This is a genomic window from Tahibacter sp., assembly GCF_032229445.1.
Classification (GTDB): domain Bacteria; phylum Pseudomonadota; class Gammaproteobacteria; order Xanthomonadales; family Rhodanobacteraceae; genus Tahibacter.
Genome location: NZ_JAVTWC010000115.1, coordinates 156,045 through 173,013, shown reverse-complemented (window position 1 = coordinate 173,013; position 16,969 = coordinate 156,045). Strand labels below are relative to the sequence as shown.

The following is a 16,969-nucleotide window of genomic DNA, read 5'->3' as shown; positions in this document are numbered from 1 at the left end:
GGGATGTGCGCGAGTTCGGCGTCGGCACAGGATGTGCCGTCGACGAACCCCCGGAGTGCCTCGCGCAGTCGGAGGGCAGGCGAGGGCATGGATGCCCGAGTTAGAGCAACGCAGGAGCAGTTGCCAGATGCCCGTAGACCGCGGCTTCTGGGGTGCGTTTCTCTTTGCCTACTTTCTCTTTGCGCATCTCAAAGAGAAAGTAGGTCGCGCGCCGCAGGCGTGCGAAAGCCCTTGGTCCAGGCCACCGCAGGCGTGGGAAAGCCCTTGATCCAGGGCAGCGCAGGCCACAAGCGCAGGCGAGCGAAAGCCTTTGGCCAAGGCCAGCGCCACCACCTCCACCGCCACAGGCGATCCCCCGCACGTAACACGCAACTGATTTGCACCCCCCACCCCACCCCGTCCACCATAGCCGGACCTCTGTCCGGCTACAGCCCCACTCTCAATGCCGCGTGCCCTGACCATCGAAGACGACACCGTGACCGCCGGCGAGATCGTCGCTGAACTCACCCGCCGTGGGCTGGCCGTGGATTGGGCCGCGAACGGCCGCGACGGCTTCGAACGCGCACGCGACGGTGCCTACGACGTCATCACGCTGGACCGCATGCTGCCCGAACTCGACGGCCTGAGCGTCGTGACGCGCCTGCGCGAGAGTGGCGTGCATACGCCGGTGCTGATGATCAGCGCGCTGTCGGACGTGGACGAGCGCGTGCGTGGCCTGCGCGCCGGCGGCGACGACTATCTGACCAAGCCCTTCAGCCCGGACGAAATGGCCGCGCGCGTCGAGGTGCTGCTGCGGCGCAACGGCGGCGGGCCGCGCGAGACCTGCCTGCGCGTGGCGGACCTGGAGCTGGACCTGATCGCGCGCGTCGCGCGCCGCGGCGGCACCGAACTGGAACTGCTGCCGACCGAGTTCCGCCTGCTCGAATTCCTCGTGCGCCAGTCCGGCCAGGTGCTGACGCGCACGATGATTTTCGAGGCTGTCTGGGGTTATCACTTCGACCCCGGCACCAACGTGATCGAAGTCCATATCGGCCGTCTGCGCCGCAAGCTCGATCCGCCCGGCAGCGCCGCGCTGATCCGCACGGTGCGCGGCTCGGGGTATGTCCTTGAAGCTCGCTGACGTCTGGCGCGCCGGCACGACGCGGCTGCTGCTGATCTACGGCGGATTATTCGCGCTGTGGTCCGTGGCGCTGATCGGCGTGATCCAGTGGAACACGACGCAATACCTGTCCAACGTGGTCGACCTGAAGCTCGACAACCTGTCGCGCTACTACATGACGCTGGACCGTGCGCGCCTGCGCGAGGCCATCGCGGTGACCAAGGCGCTGGATCTGCGCGACGTGCTTACGCAGGGAATGTTCGACGAGTCCGGACACTGGCTCGCAGGCAACCTCGCGCAAATTCCCGCCGAGTTGCCGCTGGACGGCAAGGTGCATTTGCTCGAACGCGGCGTGCAGCGCGTGGAAGGCCATCATCCGGTGCGCGCGCGCGGCATCTCGGTGCGCCTGGCCAGCGGCGAGTTGCTCGTGCTGACGCGCAATACCAGCGTGGTCGACGCGGTCGGCGCGCTGATCGGCGGTGCCGCGCTGTGGGGACTGCCGCTGATCGTGATCCCGGGACTGATCGGCGCGCTGCTGCTGAGCCGCCATCCGCTGCGTCGTGTGCGCGAGATGGAAACCGCAGTGGAGCCAATCCGGCGCGGCGATCTGCGCAAGCGCCTTCCCGTATCGCCGCGGCGCGACGAACTGGACCTGCTCGCCGGCATCGTCAACCGCATACTCGACGAGATCGAACGCCTCATGGGCGAGGTCAAGGGCGTCTGCGACAACATTGCCCATGACCTGCGCACGCCGCTGACCCGGCTGCGCGCACAGTTGCACCGGCTGCAGCACGAGACCCCGGCGGACGACCCGCGCGCCGGCCTGATCGACGCGACCATCGCCGACGCCGACGCGCTGCTGGACCGTTTCCGCGCATTGCTGCGCATCTCGGAACTGGAAGACCTGCATCGCCGTGCGGGCTTCGACGACGTCGATCTCGGCGCGACCCTCAAGCATGTCGGCGAGATCTACGCGCCGCTGGCCGAGGACAAGCAGATCGCCTTCACGCTGGAAACACCCGAATCGCTGCCGCGCCTGCGCGGCGACCCGCACCTGGTGTTCGAGGCCGTCTCCAACCTCGTCGACAACGCGATCAAGTTCACCCCGCCGCAGGGCCGGGTGCACGTGCTTACGACGCTCAGCGCGCTGGGCCCGCGCGTCGACGTGATCGACAACGGTCCCGGCATCGACGCGGTCGATCGCAACGCCGTGGTGCAGCGCTTCTACCGCAGCGCCAGCGCGCACGCGGAAGCCGGCCATGGCCTGGGGCTCGCCATCGTGGCGGCGATCGTGAAGCTGCACCGCTTCCGCCTCGAGATCACCGAATGCGGCGGCGGCGGCGCCAAGGTGTCGCTGCTGTGCTGGACCGCCCCGGACTGACACAGCCCGCCTGGCGGATCGCTAGCGCCTTGGCCGGCGACTGGGCAGCGACGGGTGGGGAGTGAGGTCAAGCTCGGGACGCGCCAGCGTCGCCGGGCGCTGGCGCGTGATGCCCGGAAGCAGCGGACGGCTCACGTGTCCGACCCGCCCGACAGCGGCCGCCGCGGTAGTCCACCGGACCCGGCGCAGGCGTGTGGCCAACCGGCTCAGCACGCCTGGTAATCGCGCCGCCCCGTGCCGTGCCCGCGACCGGCGCGCGTCCAACGCCGCGTTCCCGCCGTGAAGCTGACCGGACAACTCCGGATCGATCAAAAAATAATGCCTTGGTATCAATAACTTGAAATAAAAATATATTTTCAAGATATTGCCCGATGTGTCTCCGGCCGACTGCGCCCATGCTTTCCCGTCGTCGCCCGTCGGCCCTGCCGATCGCAGGGCGGAGCACGCCGGCCCGGTCCTGAGCTTCATCGGTGCCTGACGACGAGTGTGTATTGACCGGCTGCGTGGGAGGCGCGCCGGTTGGTGCGTTTCGCGGTGCCAACGCCTGGGAAGGCGCCGGCACCCGCCAACTGACCTGGATCGTGGAGGTGCACCACCGCGAAGTACGTTCGTCCGCCTTACCGCTGCATCACTGCGCGCCAGCGTCGAGCAGGACCGTCACCACGACTCGCCGGTAGCCCCGGTGCGCGACGGCCGCCCGCAGGCACTCAGTCGACCCACTTCCGGCCCGGCCCTGACCGTGCCGGTATCCACGCCGTCGAATGTGCCGAACGGGGGTCCGGCACGGCGACGGCAGCAGTTGCCGCTAATAAGGAATTTTTCTGATGCGTACGACTTTGTTCATCGGTATTGGCATTGCCTTGTCGGCCGCCGTCATGGCCGGGCCCGACCGCCCGTTCGACGACGGCTCCACCGGCACACGCGGCGGCGATCAAGAGCGCTGCCTGGTGTCGTTCGACTCCGCCCAGCAGGACGTCTGCACCGGCAACGTCACCCTGGCCAATCCGGATCTGAAAGATCTCGCCAATGTCGCGGCATTCAAGGATTCGCCGCTGCGCCTGATCAAATTCGACGGTCCCATCACCGAACAGCGCCGCAGCGCCGTACTGGCCGCCGGCTTCGAGATCGTGGGCTACGCGCCGTACAACGCGTTCATCGTGCGCGCTCCGGCCTCCTGGACCGGACAGCGCATCGTGATCGACGGCGCGCTCTGGACCGGCCCGTTCCTGCCGGCGTTCAAGGTCGACGTAAACCTCGCCAAGCAGATCGGCGGCCTCAACATCATCGAAAAGGCCGGTATCGAAGAACTCGTCGTCAGCCTCAACCGCGGCGTCGACCGTGGTGCCGTGCAGGAAGCCATCCAGCGCGCGCCGGGCCTGACCTACAGCAATACCGTGACCGCCGGCGACGAAACCCGCCTGCTCGCGCGTTTTGAACAGGCCAGCCTGCGCGCCGCCGTCGAACAGCTCGCCGCGGACCCGGGCGTCTCCGCCATCGGCCTGCGCTGGCCCATGCGGCTGCTGAACTCCCAGGCCGACTGGCTGCACCAGAGCAACGTCAACAGCCCGTCGCCGCTGCGTCCGGTGTTCGACCGCGGCATCTACGGCTGCGGCCAGATCGTCGGCGAACTCGACACCGGCATCCACATGGCGAACTGCGCATTCAACGATGCCTCGCAGGCCACACCACTGAACGCCTGCACCTCGGGCGCAAGCTGCCCGACGATCGCAAGCCCGAACAACAACGCGCGCAAGGTCATCGCCTACTACAAGTGGTCGGGCCTCAGCGGCAGCACACCGACCGATGACCATGGCCATGGCACCCATGTCGCCGGTTCGATCGCCGGCCAGAATCCGGCCAACGCCGTGGACTGCACGAATTTCACCACGCCGGGCGGCCACACCGATCTGGACGGCACGGCGCCGGGCGCCAAGCTCGTCATGCAGGAATCCGGCGGCAACCTCGCCTACCTCAACAGCCACGGCGGCAATCCGTACCACGCCGCCAATACGGCCTACGCCAACGGCGCGCGCCTGCACAGCAATTCCTGGGGCGGCGGCTGCGTCGATCAGTTCGGCCAGTACATCTCCGGGTGCACGGTGACCTATGACGCGCAGTCGCGCGACGCCGACAACGTCACGCGCGACCGCAGCGACCTCGTTCTGCTGTTTGCCGCCGGCAACGACGGCAGCGTCGCGCCGGCCGGCAACAACGTCGGCAGCCCGGGCAACGCGAAGAACGTGATCACGGTCGGCGCGACGAGCCGCGGCACCGCCGCAAACGCGATGGCCAGCTTCTCCTCGCGTGGCCCGACCAACGACGCACGCACGAAGCCGGACATCACCGCACAGGGTTCCAGCATCGTCTCCGCCGGCCGCAACGCCTGCGGCACGGCAACCATGAGCGGTACCTCGATGGCCACGCCGACCGCGGCCGGCCTCGCTGCCCTCGTGCGCGAATACCTGCAGCGCGGCTTCTACCCGACCGGGCAGAAGGTCGCCGCCAACGCGATCGCCAATCCCTCGGGCGCGCTGGTCAAGGCCATCCTGATCACCGGCGCCATGCCGATGACCGGCACCGGCGCAGCCACGTCGCCAGGCCAGTCGCAAGGCTGGGGCCGCATCCTGCTCGACGATTCGCTGTACTTCAACGGCGATGGCAACAAGCTGTACATCCATGACGCCCCGACCGGTCTGGCCACCGGCGGCCAGGACACCCACAGCCTGACCGTGGCCGCGGGCCAGCCACTCAACGTCACGCTGGCCTGGACCGATGTGGCGGCCTCCGTCGGCGCGAACCCGTCGCTGGTCAACTCGCTGCGCCTGGAACTCGTTGCGCCGAACGGTGATGTCTGGACGCAGAAACTGCCGTCCGGCGTCAGCGCGAGCAACGCCAATCCGAGCCAGAGCACGGCGACGACGAACTACGACAACCGCAACAACGTTCAGCGGATCAGCTTCGCCAGCCCGGCAGCCGGTGCCTATACCGTGCGCGTGCGCGGCATCAACGTGCCGACCGGTCCGCAGAAGTACGCGCTGGCCGTCACCGGCAACGTATCGACTGGCGGCGGCGGCAACCAGGCGCCCGTGGCGAACTTCAGCAACAGCGCGAGCGGCCTGACCGTCAATTTCACCGACAGCTCCACCGACAGTGACGGCACCATTGCGTCGCGCGCCTGGAACTTCGGCGACGGCACCACGTCGACCGCGACCAACCCGAGCAAGACCTACGCCTCGGCCGGCACCTACACGGTCACGCTGACCGTCACCGACAACGCCGGTGCGACCAACACCCGGACCGCGTCGGTCACGGTGTCCAGCGGCCCGGGCAACGTCGCGCCGGTGGCGAACTTCAGCAGCAGCACGAGCGGCCTCACGGCCACGTTCACCGACACCTCCACCGACTCCGACGGCACCATCGCGTCGCGTAGCTGGAACTTCGGCGACGGCGGCACCTCGACCGCGACCAACCCGACCCGCACCTACGCCGCGGCCGGTACCTACACGGTCACGCTGACGGTCACCGACAACGCCGGTGCGAGCAATACGCGGACCGCGTCGGTCACGGTCACCGCGCCTCCGGGCGGCAACACGCTGACCAACGGCGTGGCGGTCACCGGCATCAGCGGTGCAGCGAACAGCGAGCAGACCTGGACCCTGGCCGTGCCGGCCGGTGCCAGCAACCTCAAGTTCGTCACCGCCGGCGGCACCGGCGACGTCGACATGTACGTGAAGTTCGGCTCTGCCCCGACGACCAGCAGCTACGACTGCCGTCCGTATCTCGGTGGCAACGCAGAGACCTGCAACATCGCCACGGCGCAGGCCGGTACCTACTACGTGATGCTGCGCGGCTACAGCGCGTACACCGGCGTCAGCCTGACCGGCAGCTTCACGACCGGCGGTGGCGGCACGCAGACCTATACCAACACGACCGACGTCACGATCACCGACAACAGCACGGTCAACAGCCCGATCGTCGTGTCCGGCCGCACCGGCAATGCGCCGAGCAATGCCTCGGTCACCGTCGCGATCGTGCACACCTACCAGGGTGATCTGAAGGTCGACCTCGTCGCTCCGGACGGCACGCTGTACAACATCCACAACCGCACCGGCGGCGGGACCGACAACATCAACAAGACGGTCACGCTGAACCTGTCCAGCGAAGCGCTCAACGGTACCTGGAACCTGCGCGTCAACGACAACGGTCCGGGCGACGTCGGCCGGATCGACAGCTGGAGCGTCACGTTCTGATCGAAGGTTCAGGCGAGTAGCCTGAAGTCGAGGGATCGGCAACCTGCAACAGACGACGGCGGGCTCCACGGAGCCCGCCGTTTTTTTGACGCCCTGCGTTGGTTCACTCCGTCAATCGGCGGATCACCGGTTGGACTCCGGACGCAGACGAACATCGACCAGGATGTACCGCGCACGGCCGGCGCAAGGTTGCGACCGGCAAAACGCAGATTTCCGTGATGCCCAGTGACTTAGACGATGGTCGAATGCAACAACAGGACGACTCTCCCGCAAGCGCGTCATCCACGCTTCGTCGCCGCGCTGCAACGTATCGGCGCGAATTGCGGCATCGTCGCGCGAGGGCACAGTTCCTAAAATAATCTTCATTCGCCGGGCCACTTTGAAAAAGCGGGTGCCACGCATACTAATGCGGCGCACCATTCCTCTCCGGCTTCTCCATGCTCGGCATCGTCCGCGTCGCCCTGCAGCGTCCGTGCACCTTTGTCGTGCTGGCGTTGCTGCTGCTCATTGGTCCGCTCGCGGCCCAGCGTTCGCCGGCGGATATCTTTCCGGAAATCAGGATCCCGCTTATACGCATGGTCTGGCAATACACCGGCCTGCCTCCCGACTCGATGGCCGGCCGCATCACCACGCCGTTCCAGCGCGCGCTGACGCAGCGCGCGGTGGCCGAGCATGCGATCGCCGCCCTCGTCGGCGAGTCGTCCTCCGCGTTCGCGCTCGCACCCGACAGCGATAGGTGCGGTCAGCTATCTCGAAGTCGTGCAGTCGCAGACCGCCGCATTGACCGCGCAGCGCGAGGCGCTGGATCTCGACACGCGCCAGCTGCGCGCGAACGTCGCGCTGATCCGCGCGCTCGGCGGCGGCTGGGACAGTGGCGACGCGCAGGTAGCCAGGAACGAGTGTGGGGGAGTGAGAAATTTGGAAAGCCGCATCGGACGGGCCGCGAGCGCCTGCTCGTTGCTCACTCCTCTCCACTCTCTCCTGTTTCTCGACGCCTGACCGCCAAAACCACGATTGACGGTTTCACCTACGCCACTTAACCTGAAAACCAGCTTTATCCGGTTAGCCATGCACATAGAACAACACACCTTCGGCCCCACCGATATGGTCGGTGGCGACCTCGCCCTGGACCTGGTCAATACCGTGACCGCACGTGACAGCAAGCCGCGCGACTGGCTGCCCGATTTCCCCGCGCTGTTGCGCTGGGCGCGCCAGAGCAACGCCTTCAGCGCGCGCGATCTGCTGGCACTGGACCGCCTCGCGGCAGCCGAGCCGCGCAAGGCACGGGCCGCGCTGACGCGGGCCAAGGCGCTGCGCGAGGCGCTCTGCGCCGTCACCTACGCCGTGCTGCGCGAGCGCATGCCGGATGCGGCGGATCTCGCCCGCCTCGATGCGGCACAGGCTGCGGCCGCAGCCGCGGCCCAGCTCGTACGTCGCGACGGCCGCCTGCACCGCTGCTGGAACGTGCAGCGTTCGCAGCTCGACCTCATCACCCATGTCGTTGCGATGCACGCGATCGCGCTGCTGGAGGAGGCCGAACTGCAGCGCCTGCGCGTCTGCGACGGGCGCGACTGCGGCTGGGTGTTCCTCGACACCTCCAAGAGTGGCCGGCGCCGCTGGTGCGACATGGCGACCTGCGGCAATACCGCGAAGTCACAGCGGTTCCAGCAGCGCAAGGCGCCGTCGGCGCGGCACTCCGCGTGAACATCGCACTCGTCCTGGCCGCTGTTGTGCTGCAGGCTGCGGCGGGCAGCGACAGCGCACCCCGACGCTGGGCAACGTCTCCCGTGGCCAGTGACCAGTACGAATCCTCGCCGACATTCACGCCCGACGGACGCGAGCTGTATTTCATGCGCAGCAACCCGCAGTTCGCGCAGTGGCGCATCCTGCGGTCACGCTGCGAGAACGGCGCATGGTCGACGCCGCAGGCACCACGCTTCGCCGCGAAGCCGCCGGGGCTCGATGCCGATCCCTTCGTCTCCGCCGATGGCAAGCGCCTGTATTTCGTCTCCACGCGGCAGAACCGCGATGGCGGCGATGCGCTCGACATCTGGCGCGTGGTCCGCCGCGACGACGGCGACTGGGGCGAACCACAACGGCTGCCCGAGCCGGTCAACTCGGCCGCGTCGGAACTGATGCCGCGCGAAACCGCCGACGGCCGCCTGTTCTTCGGCTCCGACCGGCCCGGCGGACACGGCCAGGGCGACATCTACATCGCGACGCCGCTGGCCAACGGCGCGTGGCGCGTCGACAACGCCGGTCCAGCCGTGAGCACCAGCGCCTACGAATACGAGGCGGACATTTCCCGCGATGGCACGCGCCTCATCGTCGTCGCAAACCGCGGCACGCGCTCGCATCTGTACCGCTATCGGCACGACGGTACGAGCTGGATCGAACAGGGCCAGGTGCCGGCGTCCGATGCGGTGTTCCAGGTCGGACCGCTGCACTCGCCCGACGGCAGGCGCCTGCTGTTCGCCCAGGCCGACGGCGCGCGCTCGGGCGAATTGTTCCTGGCCAAACTCGAAACCGGTGCCGACACGTCCTGGCCGCCGCGCTGCAGCGCCGACTGACGGACTATCCACGCGGTCGTCTGTCAGGCACCGACGGCCGGCTCACGCTCGACCGCGGACGCATCCCGCTGGCCGGCGCACGCCTGTGGGCGCCGAACCTGCCGGGCAGCGCCAAGGATTTCGACTACGGCGTCGCGCGGCTGCAGGGCGGCAGCGCTGCACCGACGGCCTGGAGTTCTGACACCGCATCGCCACACGCGAGCCGTGCGCGAAACGCCTCCAGGCCAACGCCAAAGCGGTCTACTATCCGGCTTTCCGTGAGCCCGCCCTGGCGGCGTAGTTCACACCACGCGTCGGCGGAATGCCTGTGACGGTTCGGTCGTGCCCTGCGTACCGGGGACGCATGGGTCACCCCGTCGACGCCGGAAAAATTTTCGAGGAATCGTCCCATGTTCGGCTTCCGCTACGCCAAGGCCAGTCCCACGACCTATCTGATCCAGTTCCGTAATGGCCAGGCCATTCGCGAGGGCGCAGGCCTGGCCTTTTTCTATTTCGCGCCCAGCGCCTCGCTGGTTTCCATTCCGATGGAAAGCGTGGATGTGCCCTTCATGTTTCGCGAGGTGAGCGCGGACTTTCAGGAGGTGACCGTACAAGGCCAGGTCACCTACCGTGTCGCCGAGCCTCGGGTGCTGGCGACGCTGATGAATTTCACCCTCAAGCCGAACGGCGCCGACTACGTGTCGGAAGATCCGGTCAAGCTGCCGCAGCGCGTCGTCAACACCGTGCAGGTACAGCTACGCGCCGGCCTGCAGGGACTGACGCTGCAGGATCTGCTGCGCGGCTCGGAAGGCCTCGTGCAGACGGTGCGCGAGGGCTTGCGCCGGCCAGACGGGCTGCCCAGCCTCGGGCTGGAGCTGGTCAGCCTGGCGATACTCGCGATCAAGCCCACGCCGGACACCGCCCGCGCCCTGGAGGCCAAGGTCCGCGAACAGATTCTCAAGGAAGCCGACGACGCCCTGTACCTGCGGCGCAACGCGGCGATCGAGCAGGAGCGTGCGATCAAGGAGAACGAGCTCAATACCGAGATCGCCGTCGAAACCAAGAAGCGTCAGATTCGTGAAACCCAGATGGACGCCGAGCGCGCTGTGCTCGAGAAGCGGTTGCAGATCCAGGCTCAGGAAATGCAGGGCAGCATCGTGCACGAGAAAGAAAACGAAGCGCTCACCGAACTGCGCGTCGCCAATGCGAAACGCGATGCCGACGCCAAGGCCTACGCCATGAACGCCCTGGTCAGAACGGTCAGCGGCGTCGACCCGAAGGTGCTGCAGGCGCTCGCGCTGGGCAGCGCGGAGCCAGGCACCATCATCGCGGCGGCCTTCCAGGAGCTGGCGCAGAACGCCAGCAAGATCGGCGAACTCAACATCTCGCCGGACCTGTTGCAGCAGCTCACCCGCCCGGCCGCCGCACCGTCGAGAAAATGAGCATGTCCCTGCAGCACCGGATCATTCTGGTGACGCGGCGCACGCGGCTCGAAGACCTGGTCGCCCGGCTCAACACGGTCGAGCAGGCCCGCTTCTATGTCGAGCACATGGGCGCAGACTTCTCCGACTACGAAGCCGAACAGGTCACGTATCGGCACGCCGTCGAACAGGCCGAGGCCGTGCTTTCCCGATTCGGACGCGTGCAGCGACTGGAGCGCAGCCTGGTGCCCAATTTCCTGTTTCCGCCGGACTGTCTGGTGGTCGTTGTCGGCCAGGACGGCCTCGTCGCGAACACGTTGAAGTACCTCAACGGCCAGCCCGTCATCGGCGTGAATCCGGACCGCACGCGCTGGGACGGCCTGCTGCTGCCGTTTGCCGTATCCGATCTTCGCCTGGTGGTGCCGGAAGCGCTGGCGCGCAAGCGGGCGACACGTTCGATCACCATGGCCTGCGTACGGCTGAACGACGGACAGGAACTGCATGCGGTCAACGACCTGTTCATCGGCCCCCGCTCGCACGTGTCGGCGCGCTATACCATCGAGATCGACGGCCGGACCGAATCTCACTCCTCCAGCGGCATCATCGTCTCCACTGGACTGGGATCCACGGGCTGGTTCCGCAGTCTCGTCACCGGCGCCATCGGCATGACGGGACTGACCGGTTCCGGCGAGCTGGCCGCGTTGCAGCAGACCGGTTTCGCGTGGGAGTCAAAGTTTCTCTACTTCACCGTACGCGAGCCGTTCCCGAGCCGGAACTCGCAAGCGACGCTGGTGTTCGGACGCGTGGGAACCGCAGACGTATTGCGGCTGACCTCGCAGATGCCGGACTACGGCGTCATTTTCAGCGACGGCGTCGAGCACGACTATCTGGCGTTCAACTCGGGCGCCATCGCCGACGTGAAGCTCGCCGCCCGCGAGGGCATGCTGGTGATCTGAGGCAGCCGTTTATGCTGCCGCTCCCGCCCGGCCAGGCGCCTGCGCTGCAGGCGTCTGGCCGGGTTCGATCGAGCATTTTTCCGGGTTACCCAAATGCGGCGCTTACGCGTCGGCGGTTTCCTTGTAGGCCTCGATTGGAATGCAGGCGCACATGATGTTCTTGTCGCCGTAGACGTTGTCGACGCGCGCGACCGGCGGCCAGTATTTCTGCTGCCGCAACACGGCCAGCGGAAACGCGGCGAGTTCGCGCGGGTAGGCATGGGTCCACTCGCTGCCGCAGACCGCGGTCGCGGTGTGAGGCGCGTGCTTGAGCGGGTTGTCCTCGCGGTCGAGCTTGCCCTCTTCCACCGCGCGGATTTCCTCGCGGATCGCGATCATCGCGTCGATGAAGCGGTCGAGTTCATGCTGCGATTCGCTCTCGGTCGGTTCGACCATCAGCGTGCCCGCGACCGGGAAGCTCAGGGTCGGCGCGTGGAAGCCGAAATCGATGAGACGCTTGGCCACGTCCTCGGCGCTGATGCCGGTGGCGTCCTTGAGCGGACGCAGATCGAGGATGCATTCGTGCGCGACGAGGCCGTTGCGGCCCATGTACAGCGTCTCGTAGTGCGGCGCGAGGCGCTTGGCGACGTAGTTGGCGTTGAGCAGCGCGACCTGGGTCGCCTTGCGCAGGCCGGCCGCGCCCATCAGCGTGACGTACATCCACGAGATCGGCAGGATCGAGGCGGAACCGAAGTTCGCCGCGCTGACCATGCCGACATCGCCTTCGGCGCCGAGCGTGCGCGGCAGGAACGGCGCGAGGTGTGACTTGACCGCGCAGGGACCGACGCCGGGGCCACCGCCGCCGTGCGGGATGCAGAAGGTCTTGTGCAGGTTGAGGTGCGACACGTCCGAGCCCCACTTGCCCGGCTTGGCCACGCCGACCAGCGCGTTCATGTTGGCGCCGTCGGTATACACCTGGCCGCCGTGCGCATGGATGATCTCGCAGATCTCGACCACTTCCTCCTCGAACACGCCGTGTGTGGACGGGTACGTCATCATGATCGCGGCGAGGCGGCTGCTGTATTTCTCGGCGTTGCGGCGGATGTCCTCGACATCGACGTTGCCGTTGGCATCGGTCTTGGTCACGACCACGGTCATGCCGCACATCTGCGCCGACGCCGGATTGGTGCCGTGAGCCGAATCGGGGATCAGGCAGATATCGCGATGGGCCTCGCCACGCGAACGGTGATACGCACGGATCGCGAGCAGCCCGGCGTATTCGCCCTGCGCGCCGGAATTCGGCTGCAGGCTGACCGCGTCGTAGCCGGTGCATTCGACCAGCATGGCCTCGAGGCTGTCGATCAGGGCCTTGTAGCCTTGGGTCTGTGAAGCCGGCGCCAGCGGATGGATATTGCCGAACTCGGGCCAGGTGACCGGAATCATTTCGGCGGTGGCATTGAGCTTCATGGTGCAGCTGCCCAGCGGAATCATGGTTCGGTCGAGCGCGAGATCCTTGTCGGCCAGCGTGCGCAGGTAGCGCAGCAACTCATGTTCGCTGTGGTGTGTGTTGAATACCGGATGCTGCAGGAACGTGCTGGTGCGCTTGAGGGCGGCCGGCAGCGCGTCGGCCGTGGCCGCGTCGAGCGCATCGATGTCGGCGATGCTGGCGCCGAACAGCCCGGCCAGCACGACGACCTCCGCGCGCGTCGCGGTTTCGTCGAGACTGATGCCGACGCTCTGCGCGTCGATGCGGCGCAGGTTGATACGCGCGGCCTCGGCCTTGGCCAGAATCGCATCGGCATCGATGCCGACGACGTGCAGCGTGTCGAAGAAATCGGGTCCGACGGTGACGCCGGCCGAACGCAGCGCCGCGGCCAGCACCGCACTCAGCCGATGCACGCGCGTGGCGATGCGGATCAGCCCTTCCGGGCCGTGGTAGACCGCGTACATGCTGGCCATCACGGCGAGCAGCACCTGCGCGGTGCAGATGTTCGAGGTGGCCTTCTCGCGGCGGATGTGCTGTTCGCGCGTCTGCAGCGTCAGGCGGTAGGCAGGCTTGCCACCGGCATCGACCGATACGCCGATCAGGCGGCCCGGCATCGAGCGCTTGTAGGCATCGCGGCAGGCCATGAAGGCCGCATGCGGACCGCCGAAGCCGAACGGCACGCCGAAGCGCTGGCTGTTGCCGACGACGATGTCCGCGCCCCACTCGCCCGGCGCGGCGATCAGCGTCAGCGCGAGCAGATCGGTCGCGACCGCGACGAGACCGCCGCGCGCATGCACCGCGTCGGACAGCGCGGCGTAGTCGTGGATCTGGCCGAAGGTATTGGGGTATTGCAGCAGCACGCCGAACGCGTCGAGGCCGGCCGCCTCGCTGTCGTCGCCGACGTGCAGCACGATGCCGAGCGGTTCGGCGCGGGTCTGCAGCAGTTCCAGCGTCTGCGGATGCACGCCGCGCGAGACGAAGAAGGTGTTGGAGCGGGACTTGGACGAACGCCTGGCCAGGGTCATGGCTTCGGCCGCGGCCGTGCCTTCGTCGAGCAGCGAGGCGTTTGCGATCTCCATGCCGGTGAGGTCGGCGCAGAGGGTCTGAAAATTGATCAGGGCCTCCATGCGGCCCTGCGAGATTTCCGCCTGGTACGGCGTATAGGCCGTGTACCAGGCCGGGTTCTCGAGAATGTTGCGCAGGATGACGTTGGGCGTGTGGGTGCCGTAGTACCCCTGGCCGATGAAGCTGCGGAACACCTGGTTCCGGTCCGCGATCGCGCGGATCTGGGCGATGGCCTCGACTTCGCTGACCGGGCTGGGCAGGGCCAGCGGGGCGGCGGACTTGATCGAGGCCGGCACGATCGCATCGGTCAGCGCGTCGAGCGAGGCATGGCCGATGGTGTCGAGCATGTGCGCGATCTCGACATCGTTCGGGCCGATGTGGCGCTCGAGGAAAGCGTCGTGATGCTCCAGCTCGCGCAGGGAGGGACGGGTGTTCTGGCTCATGGTAGGAACGTCCGAAAACGACGCGCAGGCCGCACGTCGGGGCGCCCCTCTGTCCTTTTGCCTGAGAGTTTGGAAGCGAGGTCGCTTCTTGCCCCTTCGGCGCCGGTTTGTACCGGTCTCTCCAGAGTGTTCGCGCGCGGTGGTATGGGAGCCTGAGCGATTACGGGCGTTGCGCCTTCGGCAGCGGGGTCAGCCGCTTCTCCCACCGGGTGCGTAGCTGCCGAGTATAGCCCCGGGCGCGGTAAGCGCGCGAGCCGGCGGCCTCAACCGTGCGGCAATTCCCGGGCGTTCGCAATGCCTCATCCAGCGCCGCGCCGGCGCACACGGCGAAGATCCCGTCCGCGCCCCGGCTGATGCACGGAAACCCAGGCTCTCACTCGTTTCTCACTGCCCGGTTGCTTCCGAACTCCCCGCTCGCTTCAAAGGATGCACGCGGCAGACTGCGGGTCATCACAAACGGCTCATTTCCTTTTCTTCGCAAATGACTAAAAATCCACCCCGGCACGCCAGCCGGAATCAGGGTCCGAAACGCGCCATGCCTCTATCCCCACCATCACGTCTGCAAACCACACGTCTGCACACCGCGCTGGACGCAATCAGCGAACCTCTGGTGCTGTTGCGCGACGCGGCCATCGTGCATGCGAACTCCGCCGCTTTGCGCCTGGCGGAAAACCTCGCCGGCGGGCAGGGCAATCCGGAACTGTGCCTGCGTGACCTCGTGGAACGCTGCCAGGCCGATGCCAGCAGCCGCTCCGTCGTCGTGCCGCTGGCTACGGACGAGTCCGTCACAAGTGCGCTCGTGATGCTGCTCGACTACGAGCCGGCCGAGAATCTGCCACGCGACAGCAACGAGCTGGAGATGGCGCTGGCCCGTCTCAACACGGTGCAGGAACAGCTCGTGCAGTCGGAAAAGATGGCCTCGCTGGGCCAGCTCGCCGCGGGCATCGCGCACGAGATCAACAACCCTATCGGCTACATCCACTCCAACCTCGGCACGCTGCAGGAGTACCTCAACAACCTGTTCGGGCTGATCGAGTGCTACGAAGCGGCCCTCTCACAGCACGGACCGATGACCACCGAGCGTCGCGCCGAGGTCGCAGAGCGCAAGCGCGCGATCGATTTCGCCTTTCTCGTGCAGGATCTGCCGCCGCTGCTGGCCGAGTCGCGCGAAGGCATCGACCGGGTGCGCCGCATCGTGCAGGACCTGCGCGACTTCTCGCGCGTCGACCGCATGGAAACCTGGTCGCTGTATGACCTGCACCGCGGCCTGGACAGCACGCTCGGTATCGTCTGGAACGAGATCAAGTACAAGGCCGACGTGCGCAAGGAATACGGCAACCTGCCGCTGGTCGAATGCCTGCCCTCGCAGATGAATCAGGTATTCGTGAACATGCTGGTGAACGCGGCCCAGGCAATCGAGCAGCACGGCGAGATCGTGGTCCGCACCGGTATCGAGCCGGACAAGGTCTGGATCGAGATCGGCGACAATGGCAGCGGCATCGCGCCGGACAACCTCAAGCGCATCTTCGATCCGTTCTTCACTACCAAGCCGGTCGGCAAAGGCACCGGCCTGGGCCTGTCCATCTCCTATGGCATCGTGCGCAAGCACGGCGGCGACATCGCCGTCGACAGCCCACCCGGCCGCGGCACCACGTTCCGCATTACCCTGCCGCAGCGGCAGACCTGACTACCGCCCGCCAGGAGAACCTCCATGTACCGCGTGCTCATCGTCGACGACGAACCGAACATCCTCACCGCACTGCGCCGCAACCTGTCGAACATACCGACCAGCATGCTCGACGGCGAACGCCTGGAGCTGATCCCGGCCAACAGTCCCGACGACGCGCTGCAGCTCGCGGTGGACGAGAATTTCGATCTCGTGATCTCCGACCTGCGCATGCCCGGCATCAACGGCGTGGACCTGCTCGCCGAGATCGGCGCACGCCAGCCCAACATCGCACGTATCCTCATGAGCGGCTACGCCGACCTCGAGGCCATCGTCAACGCAGTGAACCAGGCGCGCATCTTCCGGTTCATCCCCAAGCCCTGGGACGACAACGACCTGCGCATGGCTGTGGTGCAGGCGCTGCACTACCGCGCCGTGATCCTCGAGAACCAGCGCCTCGCCGATCTCGTGCGTTCGCAGCGCGGCCAGCTCGAACGGCACGCGGCCGAACTGCACCGGCTAGAGATGGAGCATCCGGGCATCACGCGTCTGGAGCGCGACGAGACCGGCGCGATCTATATCGACGAGGACGATCTGTAAGCGGAGTAGTGCCAGAGCCATCGCCGGCCGGCCGCAGCGGGGTCTGCGGTACGCGGATGCGCGATCCTCGCTTG

General features: G+C 66.9%; 11 protein-coding genes, 1 pseudogene and 1 riboswitch. Of the genes and pseudogenes, 11 read left to right on the top strand and 1 reads right to left on the bottom strand.

All coding sequences use genetic code 11. The annotated features are described in order from the left end of the window. Positions 1-442: 442 nt before the first annotated feature. The 9 genes and pseudogenes from RUU78_RS21780 (at position 443) to RUU78_RS21740 (ending at position 11,656) form a co-directional block, all read left to right on the top strand. The gene (locus RUU78_RS21780; RefSeq protein WP_313919829.1) at positions 443-1,120 is read left to right on the top strand and encodes a response regulator transcription factor; all 678 of its coding nucleotides are present in this window, start codon (positions 443-445) and stop codon (positions 1,118-1,120) included. After that, positions 1,101-2,480, top strand: coding sequence for a HAMP domain-containing sensor histidine kinase (locus tag RUU78_RS21775; RefSeq protein ID WP_313919828.1), 1,380 nt, complete (start codon positions 1,101-1,103; stop codon positions 2,478-2,480). Before RUU78_RS21780 ends, RUU78_RS21775 begins: the two co-directional genes overlap by 20 nt. Before the next feature lie 824 nt (positions 2,481-3,304). Beyond that, positions 3,305-6,730, top strand: coding sequence for a PKD domain-containing protein (locus RUU78_RS21770; RefSeq protein ID WP_313919826.1), 3,426 nt, complete (start codon positions 3,305-3,307; stop codon positions 6,728-6,730). A 437-nt stretch (positions 6,731-7,167) separates the two neighbouring features. Next, a pseudogene (locus RUU78_RS21765) lies at positions 7,168-7,326 on the top strand (hypothetical protein); the annotation flags it as partial. A 76-nt stretch (positions 7,327-7,402) separates the two neighbouring features. Continuing rightward, positions 7,403-7,729, top strand: a complete 327-nt coding sequence (locus RUU78_RS21760) for a hypothetical protein (RefSeq protein ID WP_313919832.1) — start codon at positions 7,403-7,405, stop codon at positions 7,727-7,729. 69 nt (positions 7,730-7,798) lie between these two features. Further along, complete coding sequence (locus tag RUU78_RS21755; RefSeq protein WP_313919825.1) at positions 7,799-8,434, top strand: CGNR zinc finger domain-containing protein; 636 nt, start codon at positions 7,799-7,801, stop codon at positions 8,432-8,434. Continuing rightward, on the top strand, positions 8,431-9,300 hold the full coding sequence (locus RUU78_RS21750) for a hypothetical protein (RefSeq protein WP_313919824.1): 870 nt from the start codon (positions 8,431-8,433) through the stop codon (positions 9,298-9,300). Before RUU78_RS21755 ends, RUU78_RS21750 begins: the two co-directional genes overlap by 4 nt. 389 nt (positions 9,301-9,689) lie before the next feature. Then, entirely contained in the window at positions 9,690-10,721 is a 1,032-nt protein-coding gene (locus RUU78_RS21745; RefSeq protein WP_313919823.1) for an SPFH domain-containing protein, read from the top strand. Between the two features lie 2 nt (positions 10,722-10,723). After that, positions 10,724-11,656 carry a sugar kinase gene (locus RUU78_RS21740; RefSeq protein WP_313919822.1) on the top strand — a complete coding sequence of 311 codons (933 nt, stop codon included), beginning with the start codon at positions 10,724-10,726 and terminating at the stop codon, positions 11,654-11,656. Between the two features lie 102 nt (positions 11,657-11,758). On the opposite strand, the gene gcvP is transcribed toward RUU78_RS21740, so the two are convergent. Beyond that, positions 11,759-14,629 (bottom strand): aminomethyl-transferring glycine dehydrogenase, encoded by a 2,871-nt coding sequence (gcvP, locus tag RUU78_RS21735; protein WP_313919820.1) that lies wholly within the window; start codon positions 14,627-14,629, stop codon positions 11,759-11,761. A 39-nt stretch (positions 14,630-14,668) separates the two neighbouring features. Further along, positions 14,669-14,764: riboswitch (glycine riboswitch) on the bottom strand. Between the two features lie 400 nt (positions 14,765-15,164). On the opposite strand from gcvP, the gene RUU78_RS21730 reads away from it, so the two are divergent. Both RUU78_RS21730 and RUU78_RS21725 read left to right on the top strand, forming a co-directional pair. Continuing rightward, entirely contained in the window at positions 15,165-16,316 is a 1,152-nt protein-coding gene (locus RUU78_RS21730; RefSeq protein WP_313919819.1) for an ATP-binding protein, read from the top strand. A 24-nt stretch (positions 16,317-16,340) separates the two neighbouring features. Next, positions 16,341-16,895 carry a response regulator gene (locus RUU78_RS21725; RefSeq protein WP_313919817.1) on the top strand — a complete coding sequence of 185 codons (555 nt, stop codon included), beginning with the start codon at positions 16,341-16,343 and terminating at the stop codon, positions 16,893-16,895. Positions 16,896-16,969 lie beyond the last annotated feature (74 nt).